This is a genomic window from Paenibacillus sp. V4I9, from assembly GCF_030817295.1.
GTDB lineage: Bacteria > Bacillota > Bacilli > Paenibacillales > NBRC-103111 > Paenibacillus_E.
Genome location: NZ_JAUSZE010000001.1, coordinates 4,529,473 through 4,546,505, shown reverse-complemented (window position 1 = coordinate 4,546,505; position 17,033 = coordinate 4,529,473). Strand labels below are relative to the sequence as shown.

Sequence of the window (17,033 nt, the reverse complement as noted above, 5' to 3'; positions counted from 1 at the left end):
GAAGAATCTATGGTTGAACAAAAAAGTGAACGAAAATTTCATTTTCTGGGTGTACTGCTTGGTATAGCGGTTGATAACTTGGGGACTTTGATATCGACTTCGTTAATTGGCGGTATCTATTTTGCTAATCGCCCAGTGGATGAGCAGGATGTAAGTGTTATATATTCGAATGTAGGCCTATTACTTTTGCTTCTGGTAATTGGATTGTTCTGGTCGTTTCTTGGCGGATTCATCGCCGCTAAGGTTGCGAAGCGTGCCGAATATTTCAATTCGGCCATTATTGGTGTCATCGGCGCTGCAATCGGATTTGATTCCATGTTAACCAATCATAGCATTCCGTTATGGTATGAGTTGATTGGCTTTGTTGTCATCGTGCCGGTCTCACTATTAGGCGGATTCTTGGCCTTGAAGAGGAAAAAAGCCCCATTAAAATGAATGTTGGATCGTAAAAAAGAGACTCGGTGATGTCGATCACCGGGTCTCTTGGCGTTAATAGCACACTTAACTGGTTGTAGTTGGCATATAGGCGAGCATGGTTGCCTTCACTTTGTCGATCGTTTCTTGTAAATTCATATTCTCAAAAACATGTTCACAATCCTTGCGGTAGGAGACTTCCTCTATGTAGTGGTTCATGTAGTGGTCTATGACGTCTGTTGGCGTGTTACGAGCAAGCATGCGTTCCATGATCGTTTGTTTGTTGACATAGATGAACAAGCGGATAGCTCTTTCTCCAAATGTATACTTGAAACGGTTAGCTGCATAACGATTCACAATGACATAGATAAGTCCGTCTTTGCGAAGCGCTTCATCGATGTCCGCTTTCTTAATACCATAGAAATTCCCGTCAATTTCAACAGTTTGAAAAAATTCACCTGCAATGTCACAATCGATGAACACTTTGCGTGAGATGAAGTTATAATCCTTCCCGTTGATTTCTTTGGGTCTAGGTGTTCGAGTTGTGTAGGAGACGACAGATGAGAAACCAAGCTCTTTGGCAATGTGATGGGCAATTGTTTTACGACCAGAACCGCTAGTGCCAGTAAAGACAAACACCAATCCATTCGTTTCATGACTGCTCATATCAATTCCTCCTTCATATAATGAAAGCGATATCTTGATAGATTCATTATAGTACGAAAATTCTGAAAATTAAAGAAATACTTTCTCGTTTAATAGGAATCAAAGGGTAAAAATACGCTATAATAGATAGCATCACTTCGTTTAAATGGAAAGGAACCTAACTATGCCTAAATATGCGAATTTAAGTGCGGAAGCAACGGAATTTTTACGTCAAAAAACGGGAAGCAATCACTTAGAGTGCTATACCTATATTGACCCGGAGCGTGGGGAGGATAGTTTTTTTATCGTTAAAACGATCAATAAGGTCATTCAAGTTTCTTTTGCAGAAATGACCTATAATCCAAGCAGTTACCAGAGTTTGATGGAAGGACTCTATCAAGCCATCTATGAATAAATACGTGACAACCCTATCAATAGATGGTAGGATGATCGTAATTGCATATCATTGGAATTAGGTGCCATATTTCCATTCGGATGTATGGTTAAAAGGGAAGACCGGTGAAATACCGGCACGGACCCGCCACTGTGAAAATCGCCGTTTATTACGGTAACTCCTTGCAACATGCCACTGGGTAACAACCTGGGAAGGCGCAAGGGGATGATGAAGTCAGGAGACCTGCCTAATTCAACAACACAATAACCCTACGAGGAATTAGGGAGTGTTAGAGAGCGGTTACTTCTGGTTTTGTTAACTGTAGTAATTTACCAAGCATTTCTAACATGACTTATGTTAGGGATGCTTTTTTTGTTTGTGTAATTACGGGGAAGGGTGATACAAATTGTCAGGAAAACTGCTCATTATCGGCTTTGGACCGGGGAGTTTTGAACATATTACGAAGCGTGCACGGGAAGCAATTGGGGAAAGTGAAGTTATCATCGGATATAACACCTATGTGGATCTTATAGCAGGTCTATTAACCGATCAGCAAGTAGTTCGAACAGGCATGACGGAAGAAGTGAGTCGTGCGCAAGAGGCTGTGCGGCAAGCGAAGCAGGGGAAGAAAGTTGCCGTTATTTCCAGTGGAGACGCCGGTGTGTATGGAATGGCCGGTCTTGTCTATGAGGTATTGATGGAACAAGGCTGGACGCGTGAGGAAGGCGTTCAAGTGGAAGTGATTCCTGGCATTTCAGCTGTTCATTCGGCTGGATCTCTGCTAGGTGCTCCAATTATGCATGATTCATGCACCATCAGCTTAAGTGATCATCTTACGCCATGGGAGCTGATTGCGAAGCGGGTTGAGGCAGCAGGGATGGCTGATTTCGTCATTGCTCTCTATAACCCGCGAAGTGGTAGACGGACCAGACAGATTGTTGAGACTCAGCGTATCCTTCTTAAGTATCGTTCTCCTTTAACGCCTGTTGGGATTGTCAAAAGTGCGTATCGAGATCGTCAACATGTTGTTGTGACGACGCTTGCTGATATGCTGAATCATGATATTGGCATGTTAACGACAATTATTATTGGTAATTCCGCAACCAAGCTGTATGACGGACTCATGATTACACCACGCGGTTATCAACGGAAATACACATTAGGTGCTGAAACACAACCGCTCAAGCCACATCAAAGGTTGAAATCCGAGGCAGAGCCCTGGGCTTTGGAACAATTTGATGAGCAGGATTGGGATGAATCCATGGAGGAGTTCGATGAAGAAGATGAACTCTTGGAGGATGAGGTTACTGAAATTAAAGAACCTTCCCAGCTGAAGTCATCGCCGAATTTGTCACCTAGTAACTCCTTACAGCTTGCAATGGAAGCCTTGCAGCTAGTATCCAAAGGGAATGAAGAGGTGCCTTTTGAATTTGACAATAAGCTGACTGCGACCCAATCTATCTTTGAGTTTGCAGTAAGCCCCGGTATCGCGAATAAAAAATTAACAGCAGCCCAACTGTGTGCGTTAGGCGAGATTGTTGGAGATCGTGGAGATATTGAATATTCGCCACATCATCAACTGATTGTTCGTGTGCAAACCAATAACCCTAACCAGATTACATCCGAACTAAGTGCACTTGGTTTATTATTATCACCGATTGGTGATGTTGCCCAAATCAAAGCATGCGATTTTTGTAATTTGGAAAAAGGTGAATCTATTCCTTATGCGGAAGCAATCCATCATCGAATTGGCAATCTAGAAGTACCTAAAGAGTTGAAAATTGGCTTCAACGGGTGTGGAATGGCTTGTTATGGGGCTGTTCAGCAAGATATCGGCATCGTCTACCGCAAAGAGAAATTTGATCTATTTCTTGGCGGAAAAACAGTAGGTCGAAATGCACATGCGGCTCAGCCTGTTGCAGAAGGAATTGAACCTGCGGAGCTTGTTGAATTAGTTGGCAGGATCGTGGAACGATACCAAAAAGAAGGACATCCGAACGAACGGTTTCATAAATTTTTCAAGCGTGTCAAAGAAATTGAAGGTTACCGCCATCAAGAAATGGTAGGTATCGTCATCGAAAATGCCATTTGCGGCGATTAGAATTAGGGGGAAATAAAGGATGAATGCTGTTTTATTTGTAGGTCATGGGAGTCGGGAAGAAGGCGGGAATGAGGAAGTTCGCCTCTTTGTTTCAGAAATAGCGAGTAAGATGCAAGAGCAAATTGTGGAGACATGTTTCCTAGAATTTGTTCAACCAACGATCATGCAAGGAATTGATCGCTGTGTAGAACTAGGGGCAACTCATATTGTGGTCATTCCTATTATTTTATTTGCAGCTGGGCATGCGAAAATTCATATCCCGTCTGCTGTTGATGATGCGAAATTTAAATATCCATTGGTGAAATTTACATACGGTAGACCTATTGGGGTACACGAACAAATTCTGGATATTTTATCCTCCAGGGTAGAAGATCTCGGAGTTCAAGTGAAAGAGGACTTAGGTGAAACAGCTTTACTTATAGTTGGACGTGGAAGCAGTGATGCAGATGCGAATAGTGATCTGTTTAAAATCTCTCGCTTATTCTGGGAGAGGCTTCAGGTGAAATGGGTGGAAACAGCCTTTATCGGAGTTACAGCACCTCTGATGGATGCTGGGATTGAGCGCTGTTTGCTGCTCGGCGCAAAAAAGGTTATCATTTTGCCGTATTTCCTGTTCACAGGCGTTTTGATTCAACGTATGGACCAAATGGTTCAAGGGTATCGGGAAACATATCCAGATAAACAATTCCAGATGGCTCCTTATTTTGGCTTCCATCCGATGCTGCAAGAGATTCTGATTGGACGCGCGCAGGAAGCGCTTCAGGATGAAGTGAAGATGAACTGCGACATGTGCCAATATCGTCTAGAGGCGATGAAGCATATCGATCATCATCACCATCATGATCATGACGATCATCACCATAATGATCACGATCACAAACACGAGCACGACCACGACCACGACCATGACCACGACCATGACCATGACCATGCTAGAGGTGACAAACGATGATTCTCGTTCTTGCAGGTACGAGTGACGCTAGGGAGCTGGCGTTAGGGATTCGCGCAGCAGGTTATGCTGTGCTCACAACAGTTGTGACCGAAAGTGCAGCGAAGAGCATGGAGGCGGAAGGGCTTCCGGTACTCACAGGTCGCCTGACCGCGGAAGATATGAACCAGCTAATTCAAGAAAAAGGCTTACGCGTAGTAGTTGATGCGACCCACCCTTTTGCTGAGGAAGCGTCGAAGAATGCGATGGCGGCGGCTAAAATGGCAGCAGTGCCTTATGTTCGTTTCGAACGTCAAAGCTTGTCCATCGAGCAGGGGGCGCTTATCACGACGGTTGATGATTATAAACAGGCTGCAGAGTTAGCGGCTGAGAAACGTGGCAGCATTATGCTGACAACCGGCAGCAAAACGTTGAAGATTTTTGCTGATCGTCTGATTGGACTTCCCGATACGAGGCTTATTGCGCGGATGCTTCCGCGCCAAGATAATATGGAGAAATGCGAAGAATTGGGCATTGAACAGAAAAATATTGTGGCTATGCAGGGCCCTTTTTCCAAAGAGTTAAATAAAGCACTTTATGACCATTACAAAGTTACCTTAATGATAACGAAAGAAAGCGGAAAAGTCGGAGCCGTGGATGAGAAGCTCGAAGCAGCACTGGAAATGGGTATTCCGAGTATTGTGATAGGTAGACCAGAACTTGAATATGGGACGCTCTATTCTGACTTTCAAGGTGTTATACAATTTGTAAATGATAGCATTCATTAGGAGGGTTAAATAGGATGGATTTTCATACGGATTTTAAACCATTAACGGTACAACCGCAGGAAATTGAAGAGAAAAGCTTTGAGATGATTACAGAGGAATTAGGCGAACATTCGTTTACTGCAGAGCAATATCCAGTTGTACAGCGTGTAATTCATGCTTCAGCAGATTTTGAATTAGGACGCAGTCTTGTCTTTCACCCGAGAGCAATTGAAGCAGGCATTGCTGCCATTCGAGCTGGTAAAATCGTTGTAGCCGATGTTCAGATGGTGCAAGTCGGCATTAGTAAACCGCGTATTGAGCAATTCGGCGGCGATGTGAGAGTGTATATCTCGGACAAGGATGTCATGGAGGAAGCCAAGCGTCTGAATACGACACGGGCGATTATTTCAATTCGCAAAGCGATTAAGGAAGCGGATGGAGCTATTTATGCCATCGGGAACGCACCGACAGCCCTGCTGGAGTTGATTCGACTCGTCAAAGAAGGAATCGCGAAGCCGGGGCTCATCGTCGGTGTTCCTGTTGGATTCGTTTCCGCAGCGGAATCGAAGGATGAACTGGCCAAGCTGGACATTCCGTTCATCACGAATATCGGCCGCAAGGGCGGCAGTCCCGTTGCCGTGGCAGCAGTCAACGCGCTGTCGATTATGGCGGCGCGTAAGGAGTAGCGCCTATGGAGGAAGTACCGGGCAAGCCACTGCGCCACGGCTACACCACTGGCTCCTGCGCAACCGCAGGAGCCAAAGCAGCACTAGTGGCGCTCATCGAGCAAGCGCCACAAACGCACGTACATATCCGTATCCCCATCGGGGAGACGGTTGAATTTGCCCTGCACAGCTGCGAATACACGCAACTGTGGGGCGAAGCCGCCGTCATCAAGGACGGCGGCGATGATCCCGATGCGACGCACGGTGCGGAGATCATCGTGCGCGTAAGCTTCCGTGCCGAGCCTGGCGTCGGCATCGATGGAGGCATAGGCGTTGGTCGCGTGACGAAGCCCGGCCTGCCCGTCGAGATCGGTCAAGCGGCGATCAACCCGGTCCCGCGGAAAATGATCCGCGAAACCGTGCAGGAAATGCTTGACCATTACGAGATCGTGCACGGTGTTGACGTGCTCGTATCTGTGCCCGCCGGCGAAGAAATCGCCAAGAAGACGCTGAATGGGCGTCTTGGCATCCTCGGCGGCATCTCGATTCTCGGCACCCGTGGCACGGTGGTGCCGTTCTCGAGTGCGGCCTACAAGGCCAGTGTCGCACAAGCGATTCGCGTAGCCGTGAAATGCGGCTGCAAGCATCTGGTGCTCTCGACCGGCGGCCGGACGGAAATATTCGGGATTAACATGTATCCCGAGCTTCCGGAGGAAGCTTTTATCGAGATGGGCGATTTCGTCGGGTTTGCCCTGATTCAAGCCCAAAGGCAAGGCATTCGTAAGGTGACTTTGGTCGGCATGATGGGTAAATTCTCAAAGGTGGCACAGGGTGTGATGATGGTGCATTCGAAGAGTGCTCCGGTTGATTTTGGGTTTCTTGCACAGGTCGCGATCGAATCGGAAGCGTCCGATGCGCTTGTTGAAGAAATCAGGGGTGCCAACACAGCCTCACAGGTTGGAGATTTAATGGCGGGTACAGGAAATTTACGTTATTTTGAGCGTTTATGCGAGCGCTGTAACCTAGCTGGACTAGAAGAGGTTGCGAGAGACGGGTTTGATTTCATAGAAACAGTGATCATTTCGATGAAAGCTGAACTCTTAGGGAAATCGGCGATGGTGAAGCTAAGCGAGAATGGAGAGAGTGCATACGAATGAGTAGAAGCGTGAAAGTGATTGGTGTCGGCGATAACGGACAAGGGAGCCTGCTCCCTTTATATATCAAATGGATTCATGAAAGTGAAGTGCTTGTTGGCGGAGAGCGTAATCTTGCCTTTTTTCCAGAATATAAGGGCGAGAGGATCGTCATAAAAGGCAGCTTGCCTGAGCTCATGAGTAAACTTCAAAAAGAAGAACGTTCCATTGTCATCTTGGCTTCTGGCGACCCGCTCTTTTATGGGATTGGCGGTTATGTAGAGAAGAAGCTGGAAGGTGTACACATTTACCCGGCTGTTAGCTCGATTCAACTGGCTTTTGCCCGGATGGGGGAAAGCTGGCACGATGCTTATATCTCAAGCGTCCATGGACGGAGTATCAAGGGCTTGGCGCAGCGAATAGACGGGAAAGACAAAGTGGCCCTGCTCACGGATGAAACGAATTCACCGAGTGCGATTGCGGCTTATTTGCTTTCTTTTGGCATGACCGAATATCGTGCCTTTGTGGCAGAGAATTTGGACGGAGCCGAAGAACGCTGTGGTTGGTACGATTTGGACCAACTGGTCACGGAAACATTTTCACCACTCAATGTGGTTATTTTGAAAAAACAAGCCCCAGGTCCTGTTTGGCCGCTTGGCATTGAAGATGATCAGTTCGCCCAACGCAAACCGGATAAAGGGCTAATAACGAAAAAAGAAATTCGCGTATTAAGCATCAGTCAATTAGCTTTACAAGTGGATAGTGTCGTATGGGATATTGGAACTTGTACAGGCTCCATAGCCATTGAGGCGGCACGCGTAGCTCGTGAAGGTGCTGTATTTGCCATCGAGAAAAACGAAGACGATCTCCATAATTGCTTGGAAAACAGCGCCAAATTTCGTGTTGATCTTACGGCCGTACATGGCAGAGCACCAAAAGGTCTCGATGCTTTCGCTGATCCGGATGCCATCTTTATTGGCGGAAGCGGTGGAGAGATGCAAGAGCTGTTAGAAATATGTGCAGCTAGACTGAAGCCGAATGGCAGGATTGTGTTGAATGCAGCAACGATAGAGACGTTATACGAAGCTGATAAGACGTTTGAGAAGGTTGGTTTTACAACGCAGATATCGCTTGTACAAGTATCGCGCAGCAAGCCTATCCTACATATGAAACGATTCGACGCACTGAATCCGATCTACATCATCACAGCGCAGCGCAAGCAGACAGATATGGAGGGAGGAACAGGCGATGAGTAATCTCGGTACACTATATGGTTTGGGTGTTGGCCCAGGCGATCCGGAATTAATTACGGTCAAGGCTTTTCGATTGTTAAAAGAATGTCCGGTGATCGCTTACCCAAGAAAGAAGCGTGGGGCCAAGAGCTATGCGCTAGCGATTACAGAGCTGTACGTGAATACGGAGCAAAAAGAAATGATGGGGCTCACTTTTCCAATGACAAGGGATAAAGAAGCGCTTGAAATGCAGTGGACGAAGACAGTTGAAAGTGTTTGGGGACATTTGGTGCAAGGGAAAGATGTTGCCTTTGTGACGGAAGGCGATCCGATGATTTACAGCACCTACATTCACTTGATGCGTCTTATGAACGAACGTCATCCCGAAGTAAAGGCTGTCTCCATTCCAGGGATTTCTTCGATTAACGCGTCTGCATCTCGTTTGGGCGTCCCCTTAGCGGATGGTGACGAGCAAATTGCTATCGTCCCGGCGATGGACGACTACGACAAGATGCGCAAGGCCATTGAAGAACATGATTGTGTCGTGTTCATCAAGGTCGCTAAAGTGATAGATTTGATGCTATCCGTACTTCGCGATCTCGGACTCGTGAATAAGGCATCCGTTTTAACCAAAGTTACTTCCTCGGAGGAAGAGATTTGGCGTAATGTGGAAGAACTGCAAGGACGAGAATTAGAATATTTAACCTTGATGGTGGTGAGAAAATAGATGAAACTCTATATTATTGGTGCAGGACCGGGAGATCCGGATTTGATCACTGTGAAAGGCTTAAAGCTTCTTCAACAAGCAGATGTTGTGATGTATACAGACTCGCTTGTGAATGAAGAGTTGATCGCTAAGGCGAAGCCTGAAGCAGAAGTACTGAAAAGCTCGGGCATGGAGTTGGTGGAAATGGTTGGTATCATTGTCGACCGCCTTAAACAGGGGAAGATGGTCGTGCGTGTGCACACCGGAGATCCGGCCATGTTCGGTGCAACGATGGAACAAATCGCTTTGCTGCGTAAAGAAAACATTGGCTATGAAATTATTCCAGGCGTAAGCTCCGTTTTCGCTTCAGCCGCGGCTGTTGGCGCAGAGCTCACGATACCAGATCTTACCCAAACGGTTATTCTAACTCGAGCGGAAGGCCGTACGCCAGTGCCGGAGCTTGAGAAATTGCGTGATCTTGCCGCACATCATTGTACAATCGCCTTGTTTCTGAGCGCGACTTTAATCAAGAAAGTTGTTAGCGAGTTTATTGAGGCGGGGTGGAGTGAGGAGACACCTGTTGCGGTTGTTCAGCGTGCTACTTGGCCTGATCAGCTAATTGTTCGTACAACGGTAGGAAAGCTGGAAGAGGATATGCGGAGCCATGGTATCCGTTCGCATGCGATGATATTGGCAGGCTGGGCATTGGATCCGGAAATTCACGGCAAAGAGGAGTATCGCTCCAAGTTATACGATAAATCATTTACGCACCGCTTCCGCAGAGGTGTTAAGCCATGACGATTAGTCTTCAAGAGGGAGTCATTCCTGTTATACGACAGCAAAATGACTATGCGATCGTAGCTATTACGAAGCATGGCGTCGAGATTGCACGTAAGCTGAATGAGCAAATGAGCGGCACGGATGTATATTACATGAGCAAATTCGTCAAAGGTGACGAAGAGCAGCGCTCGATACAACTTTTTACAGGTAGTGTTCGGTTACTATTTCCAGCCTTATTTCCTGCTTATCAAGGACTTATTATCATCATTTCCCTCGGTGCTGTTGTTCGTATGATTGCTCCGCTCTTACAGGATAAAAAGAAAGATCCGGGGGTTGTCGTCATTGATGATAACGGGGAGAATGTAATCAGTATGCTTTCAGGACATTTGGGTGGCGCCAATGAGCTGACCCATGAGGTTGCGGCAGCCATTGGGGCTAGAGCTGTCATTACGACGGCTTCGGATGTTCAAAAAACGATTCCTGTTGATCTCTTCGGCCGTCGTTTCGGCTGGGTTTGGGACTCGGCAGATAAACTGACCCCGGTCAGCGCTGCTGTCGTTAATGAAGAACGAATTGCTGTTATTCAGGAATCGGGTGAACCGAATTGGTGGACGCACGAACGCCCAATACCCGCCAATATTGGGCGGTTTACATCGATTTCGGATGGTCGAGCAAGCGAGCCGAATGCCGTTCTGCTCATTACGCATCGTCTTTTGGAGCCAGAGGAGGAAAGCATTCTAACTAACGGTGTGCTGTACAGACCGAAAGTTATCATTCTCGGAATAGGCTGTAACCGCGGAACTTCAGCTGATGAAATTGAACAAGTCATACAATTAACACTTGAAGAGCTTTCATTTTCCATACGAAGTGTGAAAGCAGTTTGTACGATTGATTTGAAGAAGGACGAAGTAGGCTTGCTCGAGGTTACGCGTAATCACGGCTGGGAGTTCATCACCTATTCACCTGAAGAGTTGAACACTGTGACCGTTGAGGCACCTTCTGAGACTGTGTATCAGTTTACAGGAGCGTATGCGGTAAGTGAGCCGGCTGTTATGCTTTATACGGGCCAAGACAAACTAGCAGTAGTTAAGAAAAAATCAGGAAATGTCACCATTTCTGTGGGATTACTCGACTTTACTGGTTCTGCTCCATTCGAACGAGGTGCCTTGTGATGGATCGGCGGATTGTCATTGCAGGCACAGGCAGTGGTGTAGGGAAGACCACCTTGACCATCGGTATTATGGCTGCTTTACAGAAACGAGGAATTACGGTTCAGGGATTTAAGTGTGGTCCCGATTATATTGATCCAACCTATCATTCGGCAGTGACGGGAAGGCCTTCACGCAACTTGGATTCATGGATGACTGGGAGTGAAGCAGTGAAGGAAATATTTGAACGCGGAAGTCAAGCTTCAGATATATCGATAATCGAAGGTGTTATGGGGATGTTTGATGGCAAAAACCCACTAACAGATGAAGGCAGTACCGCGGATATAGGACGCATCCTAGGTGCTCCGATCGTATTAATTGTCAACATTGCCAGTATGGCTAGAAGCGCCGCTGCAATCGTGAAAGGCTTTCAGCAGTTTGGTCAAGGCGATAGCATTGTCGGTGTTATTGTCAATCGAGCAGGCAGCGAAGGGCATTATAAGATGGTAAAGCAAGCTATCGAGCAGGAATGTGGTGTTCCTGTCCTTGGGTATCTGCCGCGTGATGCGAACATTGAACTTCCTGAAAGGCACTTAGGTCTAGTTCCATCGATTGAGCGAGGCGAGCTCCAACCTTTTTTTGAGTTTTTAGCTGAAAAAGTGACCGCACATATAGATTTGGACCTTTTGTTGGATTTAGCCGCAGCTGAGCCAATAGATTGTAAGCCCGTTTTATTCACTAGCAAAGATCAACTTGAGGTATCGAAACGAGTTAAAATCGCGATCGCCAAAGATGCCGCATTTCACTTTTATTATCCGGAAAATCTGGAGCTGTTAGAGGCGGGGGGGGCGGAATGTGTATTCTTTTCGCCGCTTGCAGGTGAAGTGGTTCCTCTTGATGCGGATGGACTTTACATTGGTGGAGGATTTCCCGAGGAATTCGCGGAGCGATTAGCTGCCGAAGAAGCAGTTAAGTCTTCTGTCCGCAGCCGAATTGAGGAAGGTATTCCGACACTCGCTGAATGCGGTGGATTTATGTTCCTCACGGAACAAATTGTAGATACTGCAGGAAATGAATTTCCAATGGTGGGCATGATCCCCGGAAAAGTCACCATGCAAACCAAGTTAGCAGCGCTAGGTTACCGCGAGGCTGCAGGTGTAGAGGAAAACTTCTTGCTGCCCGCAGGTGAACAGGCTCGCGGCCATGAATTTCATTATTCAACTTTTCAAGCTAATGAGGGTGCGGATGTGAAAGCTGCCTTTCAATCGAAGGGCAGGCTTGGAACCAAAGCAGATGGATATCTCACAGGGAATCTTGTTGCCGGCTATACACATTTGCATTTCGCATCTAATCCGAACATGGTGAAGGAATGGATTCATGCGTGTAAGCAATATCAACAAAGTCGTAAATAACAATGAAACCCCTTAGCTGAGTTAGCTAGGGGGTTTCGTCATGCCATTATTTTATGAATGTTAGAGCTTGATCCGCGATTGAATATTTGTAACGGTCAAGACAGTTGCAAAGGTAATCTTTGCGGCATATCGGACAAGGTTCTTTCATCAATCTATTCAAATCAGTCACTTTGCCGATACCGGTTTCGGAATCTCTTTCGAAGAAAAGACGGCATTTGTTGCGGTCTTTCAGTGAGACAACGACTTCGAAAAGACCATTTTTTTTATTATCACTAACTATTGTTGCATCTACTACCTGCGGATCGTATGCCATTGTAATTCCTCCTAAGAGTTTTGCTTTAGCAAAACTTTCTACGTAAGCTTAAGCATAAACTAGCATTGTCGTATAGGGATCTTTGACCTCGGATCAAAGTCTCACCTCGTTGTTTAGCTTGTGCGCATTAGTATATTATATAAATAAAAAAGATTTAATTCAATAGGAGGACCTACACTGGTGATTATGGACTATTGTGAGCAGGAAATTATCGAAGGGAAGGTACAGCTCCACATCGGACTTCAGTTTGAAGATGAACCTGATTCCTTATATGTAGCGGAGTTAGAGCTGGGAGATAACGGAGTTGTGAGGGAGTGGAAGCTGTTCTTTAACGGATTTGATTGTAATTATACCTTTCGTCCTGCGGAAAGAGATGCGTTAGTCCGTTATGCAGCCGAACAAGGAATCACGATCCAAGAGCATAATGAAGCATGAAAAAAGGAATCATCACCATGCGAATGGTTCAAATTCCTTGATTTGTGTTTATGATTTTGTTTAGTTAGTAATTGTTTCAATGTAGGCATCGTTTTGGTTACGGGGTTGACTCCATGCCAGTGCAGTCGATTGATAGCAGGATCGAGCTTGCCTTCGCGTAAACTTCGTTGTCGATTTTTTTGTGCTTGGGTTCGTGACATTGGGATTCCTCTTTTCCTCTTACAAATTTGATTGTTACTCATGTTAATTGTAATTAATCAGTTACCTAGCTGCAATGGAAAGTTTTCTTATCAATCATATATTCACTTCATTTAGAAAAGGGTGAGGGCTTGCGTATTCAAATTCAACTAGCCGTGTCGGGCGAAATGGTCAAGCAGGATGTACTTGAAATAGCGGAATATAAACTTGGTGAAATGACGGATGAAGAAATCGAAAGTGCGATTGAAATAAAAATCCGCACATGGGTAGATCGAATGGTGCAAGTTGAATGGGAAGTGCTTGAATAACGAAGCAAGGAACGTAGAATATACAGAGCTCCGAAGGAGGTTAAACCCCCTTGGAGCTCTTTGTGTGCAATCTTATGTATGTTTAGTGAACGATGTTGCCTACTCCAGTCTTTTGCAAGGCGTGCTCCCAGCTAGGGTAGTAATACAGGGCATTTTTCATAAGATCAGGATGCAGCTTCTTCACATTTTTTTTGGCTAGCGACTCTCCGGTGTTGTGAAGCTGTACAATGTGGCCTAACACTTCGTCTGCGCTCATGTTTAGCTCCATGGATGTTTCATCTCCTTTCAATAAGAATATAACCCAATACTTGCCATCAGATAGGTAAAATATACATAGAATATAGTGGCGAAGGGCAAAATAAGTAGGCCAAGAGACGAATGGAAAGTCGGTGTCTATCATGAATTGGCCCTCGTTGTCATTGTTTTCTTCGAAGCCGCTGCCGCTCTGCAAAGGGAAGATTAGCGTAGGGGCGATTACGAAAGTATTGCTGCGTGATTTGCCGCCAGGCCGAATCGTTGTTCTTCAGCACCGTGACCTGGATGAAGTCATTGCACAGGAACTCATCGATCGTAAAGTCAAAGCGATCATTAATTGCCAACAAACGATGAGTGGCACGTATCCGACCCAAGGACCCCTGTTGCTGCTGCAGCAGCAAATACCGATTTGGGAAGTGGAATCATCTGCGTTCGAAGCTTTTGAATCGAATAAGGAGATTTCGATTTATGAAGATAGGATCATCGCCGAAGATCAGCATATCTCCTGTACCGCATTTACACGTGAAAATTGGATAAGCTTGCAGCAGCTAGCGAATGATCAATCGTCAAGGCTATTGGAGCAATTTATTGATAATACGTTAACCTATGCAATTCGGGAGAAGCAAGCTGTTATGGAGCCGCTGCCCTCACTACCCTTACGGACGAACTGCGAGGGTAAGTATGTGTTGGTTGTATCCAGAAGGAAGGGATTTAAGAAGGATTTGCTTGCCGCAAAAGCATTTATCTCTAAGGTCAAGCCGATTCTGATTGGGGTAGATGGGGGAGCCGACGCACTGCTGGAGTGCGGTTATCAGCCGGATCTTATTGTAGGCGATATGGACAGCGTGACGGATCGAGCCCTTTTGTGCGGTGCGGAGTTAATTGTCCATGCTTACCCGAATGGAACGGCACCGGGGATGGCTCGTACGAACGCATTAGGGTTATTCGCGCATGTACTGCCTTGCTTCGGAACCAGTGAGGATGCGGCGCTTTTACTCGCCTTTGAGCAGCGGGGGGAGTGGCTAGTTACGGTTGGCGCGCATACCCATATGATTGATTTTCTGGAAAAAGGGAGGGAGGGCATGGGAAGCACGCTTCTTGTTCGGATGAAGGTAGGATCGCGTTTGGTAGATATCAAAAGTATAGGCGCCCTATATAAGCAGCCGTATCTATGGACGAAAGAGGTTGCCACCACTGCTTTTCTTTCACTTTTCTTTATTGCTTTAGGGCTTTTTCAGCTTCACTGGATTTTGAAGCGAGTTGCTCACGTTGTTTGGAAGCTTGGAGGTGAAGGATGAAGCCGTATCTATCCATCATTATTCCAGCTTGGAATGAAGCAAGCACGATTCCGAGTACACTTCAACATTTGTTAAATCAGGCCGACTTTATTAAGAGGGCGGGGATGAGGTTCGAAATTATTGTAGTCGATGATGGCAGCGTCGATAATACCTACGAGGCTGCTTGGCCTTGGGTGGACAAGCTGGTCAAGCATGATCGCCGCCGCGGCAAAGGAGCGGCGATGCAATCAGGTGTCGCCAAGGCACGCGGCGACCTGCTGCTCTTCCTTGACGCCGACCTGCAGGCCACGGCCGGGGAGGCGCTCGTCCTCATCGAGCCGCTGCTGCGGCGCGAAGCGGATATGGCGATAGCGAAGCTGCCGCCGTCCGGCGCCAAAGCAGGCTTCGGCTTGGTCAAGGGCTTGGCCCGCCGCGGTATTCACCGGCTCAGCGGCTATAAGACCGAAGCTCCCTTGTCCGGACAGCGCGCGGTGCGTGCTGATCGGCTTCGGGAGCTTGGAGGGTTCGCGCGCGGCTTCGGCGTGGAAGTCGCGCTAACGATCGATGCGGCGCGGCATGGCCTGCGCATCGTGGAGCTGGACGTGCCCATCACCCACCGTGAAACGGGGCGGGATTGGCACGGGTGTGTTCACCGCGGCAAGCAATTCGCCGCGGTTGGTTTGACACTGCTGACTCGCTGGAAGGAGAGGAAGCGGGTATGGTTCTCATCGGATCGATCATCGATCTGATTGTGCTTGGAGCGGCAGGGTGGTGGATGCTGCCGCACGTAAGGCGCTTTCTGGAGGCCCATGGGCAAGTAGGGCCGAACTATCTTGGCCATACCATCCCTCGCGGGATGGGGGTCGTTCTTTGGTTGCTATTATGGCTTCAGGAGCTGGTTCTTCAAGGCGCTGTAAGGTTAGAATCTTCAGTCTTGATGGGCGGAATTTCATTGCTGAAAGAGCTTAGTTCCCTTGAAGTGAATAATCGGGTATTCACCTTTGCCGCTACATTCATTTTCTTATTAGGTTGGACAGATGATTTAATAGGCAGTAAAGCCATAAAAGGTCTAAAGGGACATTTCCGGTATTGGATGGATACAAAATCTTTATCGATGGGAGCCGTAAAGGCATTAGGCACATTATCGATTGCCACATGGCTTGTATTAACGGTCGAAAACGATCAAACCCCCCTCTGGCAGATGGGGGTTGAGCTTATATTGCTGATACTAATGACGAATACCTTGAACTTGCTTGACGTTCGACCAGGTCGTTCATTAAAAGCATTTTTGGGTAGTACTTGTGCGGTTTTGCTCATGGGCTTGTATGTTTTAGACTTGGAAACGAGTGTGTTTTTTCCAATGATCCCGGTATGCATGGGTGGATTGATGTTATATAACCTTGATATTCGTGGCTTCGGGATGCTTGGTGATGCCGGTTCGAATCTACTTGGTTTTACTTTAGGTTATGGAATCATCATGATCTTGCCTTGGGAAGCACAATGTGTGATTGTTGCTGTAATTGGCTTCCTTCATAAACAAGCGGAGGTGAGTTCCATTACGCAAATGATTGAAAAGAACCGGTTCCTTCATTGGTTAGATCGTTTAGGCCGAACTTGAAAGTTCGGTCTATTTGCGGCGATTAGGTTTAAATCTTGGAGCCACATAATTTCGTTTACGATCACGGAAAAACGTCCATCCTCCAATAAAAGCAACACCTAGGAGAAACAAAATAAGCCCAAGGATAAATTTTCCCCACAGGAGATGACCGTCCGTATCGAATTGAGCGAAAAAGGCATCCTTCATGGCAAGGAACCCATAGGTGGCTGTCAAACCAGGAATAACGAGAAGAAGAATAGCAATAAATCGATAAAATGGCGCTCTCATAGCTGCTCCTTACTTTGCATGATACATGTTTTATATC

The 17,033-nt window shown here is 46.7% G+C and carries 21 protein-coding genes and 1 riboswitch; of the genes, 17 read left to right on the top strand and 4 right to left on the bottom strand.

The genetic code is table 11. The features are described 5' to 3' along the window. Positions 1-9 precede the first annotated feature (9 nt). Positions 10-435 carry a hypothetical protein gene (locus QFZ81_RS21440; protein WP_307441642.1) on the top strand — a complete coding sequence of 142 codons (426 nt, stop codon included), beginning with the start codon at positions 10-12 and terminating at the stop codon, positions 433-435. A gap of 66 nt (positions 436-501) precedes the next feature. Here QFZ81_RS21440 and QFZ81_RS21435 read toward each other — a convergent pair whose 3' ends face one another. After that, positions 502-1,080 (bottom strand): guanylate kinase, encoded by a 579-nt coding sequence (locus tag QFZ81_RS21435; protein WP_307441644.1) that lies wholly within the window; start codon positions 1,078-1,080, stop codon positions 502-504. A gap of 163 nt (positions 1,081-1,243) precedes the next feature. Here QFZ81_RS21435 and QFZ81_RS21430 point away from each other — a divergent pair, with 163 nt between their 5' ends. The 11 genes from QFZ81_RS21430 (at position 1,244) to QFZ81_RS21380 (ending at position 12,325) form a co-directional block, all read left to right on the top strand. Next, complete coding sequence (locus QFZ81_RS21430; RefSeq protein ID WP_307604624.1) at positions 1,244-1,474, top strand: hypothetical protein; 231 nt, start codon at positions 1,244-1,246, stop codon at positions 1,472-1,474. Positions 1,475-1,516: 42 nt separating this feature from the next. Next, positions 1,517-1,718: riboswitch (cobalamin riboswitch) on the top strand. Between the two features lie 141 nt (positions 1,719-1,859). After that, the gene (cobJ, locus tag QFZ81_RS21425) at positions 1,860-3,554 is read left to right on the top strand and encodes a precorrin-3B C(17)-methyltransferase (RefSeq protein ID WP_307604622.1); all 1,695 of its coding nucleotides are present in this window, start codon (positions 1,860-1,862) and stop codon (positions 3,552-3,554) included. Positions 3,555-3,573: 19 nt separating this feature from the next. After that, positions 3,574-4,506, top strand: a complete 933-nt coding sequence (locus QFZ81_RS21420; RefSeq protein ID WP_307604620.1) for a sirohydrochlorin chelatase — start codon at positions 3,574-3,576, stop codon at positions 4,504-4,506. Further along, on the top strand, positions 4,503-5,270 hold the full coding sequence (gene cobK, locus QFZ81_RS21415) for a precorrin-6A reductase (RefSeq protein WP_307441653.1): 768 nt from the start codon (positions 4,503-4,505) through the stop codon (positions 5,268-5,270). The genes QFZ81_RS21420 and cobK overlap by 4 nt, the downstream gene beginning before the upstream one ends. 14 nt (positions 5,271-5,284) lie before the next feature. Further along, positions 5,285-5,935: a precorrin-8X methylmutase gene (locus QFZ81_RS21410; RefSeq protein ID WP_307441655.1), complete on the top strand. Its 651-nt coding sequence runs from the start codon at positions 5,285-5,287 to the stop codon at positions 5,933-5,935. A 5-nt stretch (positions 5,936-5,940) separates the two neighbouring features. After that, the gene (locus QFZ81_RS21405) at positions 5,941-7,071 is read left to right on the top strand and encodes a cobalt-precorrin-5B (C(1))-methyltransferase (protein WP_307604618.1); all 1,131 of its coding nucleotides are present in this window, start codon (positions 5,941-5,943) and stop codon (positions 7,069-7,071) included. After that, the gene (cbiE, locus tag QFZ81_RS21400; protein WP_307604616.1) at positions 7,068-8,303 is read left to right on the top strand and encodes a precorrin-6y C5,15-methyltransferase (decarboxylating) subunit CbiE; all 1,236 of its coding nucleotides are present in this window, start codon (positions 7,068-7,070) and stop codon (positions 8,301-8,303) included. Before QFZ81_RS21405 ends, cbiE begins: the two co-directional genes overlap by 4 nt. Further along, the gene (gene cobI / locus QFZ81_RS21395) at positions 8,296-9,006 is read left to right on the top strand and encodes a precorrin-2 C(20)-methyltransferase (RefSeq protein WP_307441659.1); all 711 of its coding nucleotides are present in this window, start codon (positions 8,296-8,298) and stop codon (positions 9,004-9,006) included. Before cbiE ends, cobI begins: the two co-directional genes overlap by 8 nt. Beyond that, positions 9,007-9,783 carry a precorrin-4 C(11)-methyltransferase gene (cobM, locus tag QFZ81_RS21390; RefSeq protein WP_171692432.1) on the top strand — a complete coding sequence of 259 codons (777 nt, stop codon included), beginning with the start codon at positions 9,007-9,009 and terminating at the stop codon, positions 9,781-9,783. Then, entirely contained in the window at positions 9,780-10,937 is a 1,158-nt protein-coding gene (locus QFZ81_RS21385) for a cobalt-precorrin 5A hydrolase (protein ID WP_307441660.1), read from the top strand. The genes cobM and QFZ81_RS21385 overlap by 4 nt, the downstream gene beginning before the upstream one ends. Further along, positions 10,937-12,325, top strand: coding sequence for a cobyrinic acid a,c-diamide synthase CobB (locus QFZ81_RS21380; protein WP_307604614.1), 1,389 nt, complete (start codon positions 10,937-10,939; stop codon positions 12,323-12,325). The genes QFZ81_RS21385 and QFZ81_RS21380 overlap by 1 nt, the downstream gene beginning before the upstream one ends. A 46-nt stretch (positions 12,326-12,371) precedes the next feature. Here the strand turns inward: QFZ81_RS21380 and QFZ81_RS21375 are convergent, their stop codons facing one another. Further along, entirely contained in the window at positions 12,372-12,638 is a 267-nt protein-coding gene (locus QFZ81_RS21375; protein WP_029192924.1) for a hypothetical protein, read from the bottom strand. A gap of 180 nt (positions 12,639-12,818) precedes the next feature. Here QFZ81_RS21375 and QFZ81_RS21370 point away from each other — a divergent pair, with 180 nt between their 5' ends. Next, positions 12,819-13,073: a hypothetical protein gene (locus QFZ81_RS21370; protein ID WP_307441662.1), complete on the top strand. Its 255-nt coding sequence runs from the start codon at positions 12,819-12,821 to the stop codon at positions 13,071-13,073. 329 nt (positions 13,074-13,402) lie between these two features. Then, positions 13,403-13,579, top strand: coding sequence for a hypothetical protein (locus tag QFZ81_RS21365; protein WP_307441664.1), 177 nt, complete (start codon positions 13,403-13,405; stop codon positions 13,577-13,579). An 82-nt stretch (positions 13,580-13,661) separates the two neighbouring features. Here the strand turns inward: QFZ81_RS21365 and QFZ81_RS21360 are convergent, their stop codons facing one another. Then, positions 13,662-13,847, bottom strand: a complete 186-nt coding sequence (locus QFZ81_RS21360; protein ID WP_047674694.1) for a hypothetical protein — start codon at positions 13,845-13,847, stop codon at positions 13,662-13,664. A gap of 130 nt (positions 13,848-13,977) precedes the next feature. On the opposite strand from QFZ81_RS21360, the gene steA reads away from it, so the two are divergent. Genes steA through QFZ81_RS21345 form a run of 3 tightly spaced genes read left to right on the top strand, consistent with a single transcriptional unit; the run spans position 13,978 to position 16,729 of the window. After that, positions 13,978-15,132, top strand: coding sequence for a putative cytokinetic ring protein SteA (gene steA / locus QFZ81_RS21355; protein WP_307441667.1), 1,155 nt, complete (start codon positions 13,978-13,980; stop codon positions 15,130-15,132). Continuing rightward, complete coding sequence (locus QFZ81_RS21350) at positions 15,129-15,860, top strand: glycosyltransferase family 2 protein (RefSeq protein ID WP_307441669.1); 732 nt, start codon at positions 15,129-15,131, stop codon at positions 15,858-15,860. The genes steA and QFZ81_RS21350 overlap by 4 nt, the downstream gene beginning before the upstream one ends. Further along, entirely contained in the window at positions 15,830-16,729 is a 900-nt protein-coding gene (locus tag QFZ81_RS21345; protein WP_307441670.1) for an MraY family glycosyltransferase, read from the top strand. The genes QFZ81_RS21350 and QFZ81_RS21345 overlap by 31 nt, the downstream gene beginning before the upstream one ends. Positions 16,730-16,738: 9 nt before the next feature. Here the strand turns inward: QFZ81_RS21345 and QFZ81_RS21340 are convergent, their stop codons facing one another. Then, a complete protein-coding gene (locus tag QFZ81_RS21340) occupies positions 16,739-16,996 on the bottom strand; it encodes a DUF2627 domain-containing protein (RefSeq protein ID WP_057306385.1) in 258 nt (85 codons plus the stop codon). Positions 16,997-17,033: the final 37 nt, after the last annotated feature.

What these genes read in the sequence shown, in the direction of transcription:
- QFZ81_RS21375 (WP_029192924.1), bottom strand. Translation starts at nt 12,638, where the DNA reads ATGGCATACGATCCGCAGGTAGTAGATGCAACAATAGTTAGTGATAAT.
- cobM (WP_171692432.1), top strand. Translation starts at nt 9,007, where the DNA reads ATGAAACTCTATATTATTGGTGCAGGACCGGGAGATCCGGATTTGATC.
- QFZ81_RS21435 (WP_307441644.1), bottom strand. Translation starts at nt 1,080, where the DNA reads ATGAGCAGTCATGAAACGAATGGATTGGTGTTTGTCTTTACTGGCACT.
- QFZ81_RS21360 (WP_047674694.1), bottom strand. Translation starts at nt 13,847, where the DNA reads ATGGAGCTAAACATGAGCGCAGACGAAGTGTTAGGCCACATTGTACAG.
- QFZ81_RS21430 (WP_307604624.1), top strand. Translation starts at nt 1,244, where the DNA reads ATGCCTAAATATGCGAATTTAAGTGCGGAAGCAACGGAATTTTTACGT.
- QFZ81_RS21385 (WP_307441660.1), top strand. Translation starts at nt 9,780, where the DNA reads ATGACGATTAGTCTTCAAGAGGGAGTCATTCCTGTTATACGACAGCAA.
- steA (WP_307441667.1), top strand. Translation starts at nt 13,978, where the DNA reads ATGAATTGGCCCTCGTTGTCATTGTTTTCTTCGAAGCCGCTGCCGCTC.
- QFZ81_RS21380 (WP_307604614.1), top strand. Translation starts at nt 10,937, where the DNA reads ATGGATCGGCGGATTGTCATTGCAGGCACAGGCAGTGGTGTAGGGAAG.
- QFZ81_RS21410 (WP_307441655.1), top strand. Translation starts at nt 5,285, where the DNA reads ATGGATTTTCATACGGATTTTAAACCATTAACGGTACAACCGCAGGAA.
- QFZ81_RS21350 (WP_307441669.1), top strand. Translation starts at nt 15,129, where the DNA reads ATGAAGCCGTATCTATCCATCATTATTCCAGCTTGGAATGAAGCAAGC.
- QFZ81_RS21340 (WP_057306385.1), bottom strand. Translation starts at nt 16,996, where the DNA reads ATGAGAGCGCCATTTTATCGATTTATTGCTATTCTTCTTCTCGTTATT.
- QFZ81_RS21405 (WP_307604618.1), top strand. Translation starts at nt 5,941, where the DNA reads ATGGAGGAAGTACCGGGCAAGCCACTGCGCCACGGCTACACCACTGGC.
- QFZ81_RS21345 (WP_307441670.1), top strand. Translation starts at nt 15,830, where the DNA reads ATGGTTCTCATCGGATCGATCATCGATCTGATTGTGCTTGGAGCGGCA.
- cbiE (WP_307604616.1), top strand. Translation starts at nt 7,068, where the DNA reads ATGAGTAGAAGCGTGAAAGTGATTGGTGTCGGCGATAACGGACAAGGG.
- QFZ81_RS21420 (WP_307604620.1), top strand. Translation starts at nt 3,574, where the DNA reads ATGAATGCTGTTTTATTTGTAGGTCATGGGAGTCGGGAAGAAGGCGGG.
- QFZ81_RS21440 (WP_307441642.1), top strand. Translation starts at nt 10, where the DNA reads ATGGTTGAACAAAAAAGTGAACGAAAATTTCATTTTCTGGGTGTACTG.
- cobK (WP_307441653.1), top strand. Translation starts at nt 4,503, where the DNA reads ATGATTCTCGTTCTTGCAGGTACGAGTGACGCTAGGGAGCTGGCGTTA.
- cobI (WP_307441659.1), top strand. Translation starts at nt 8,296, where the DNA reads ATGAGTAATCTCGGTACACTATATGGTTTGGGTGTTGGCCCAGGCGAT.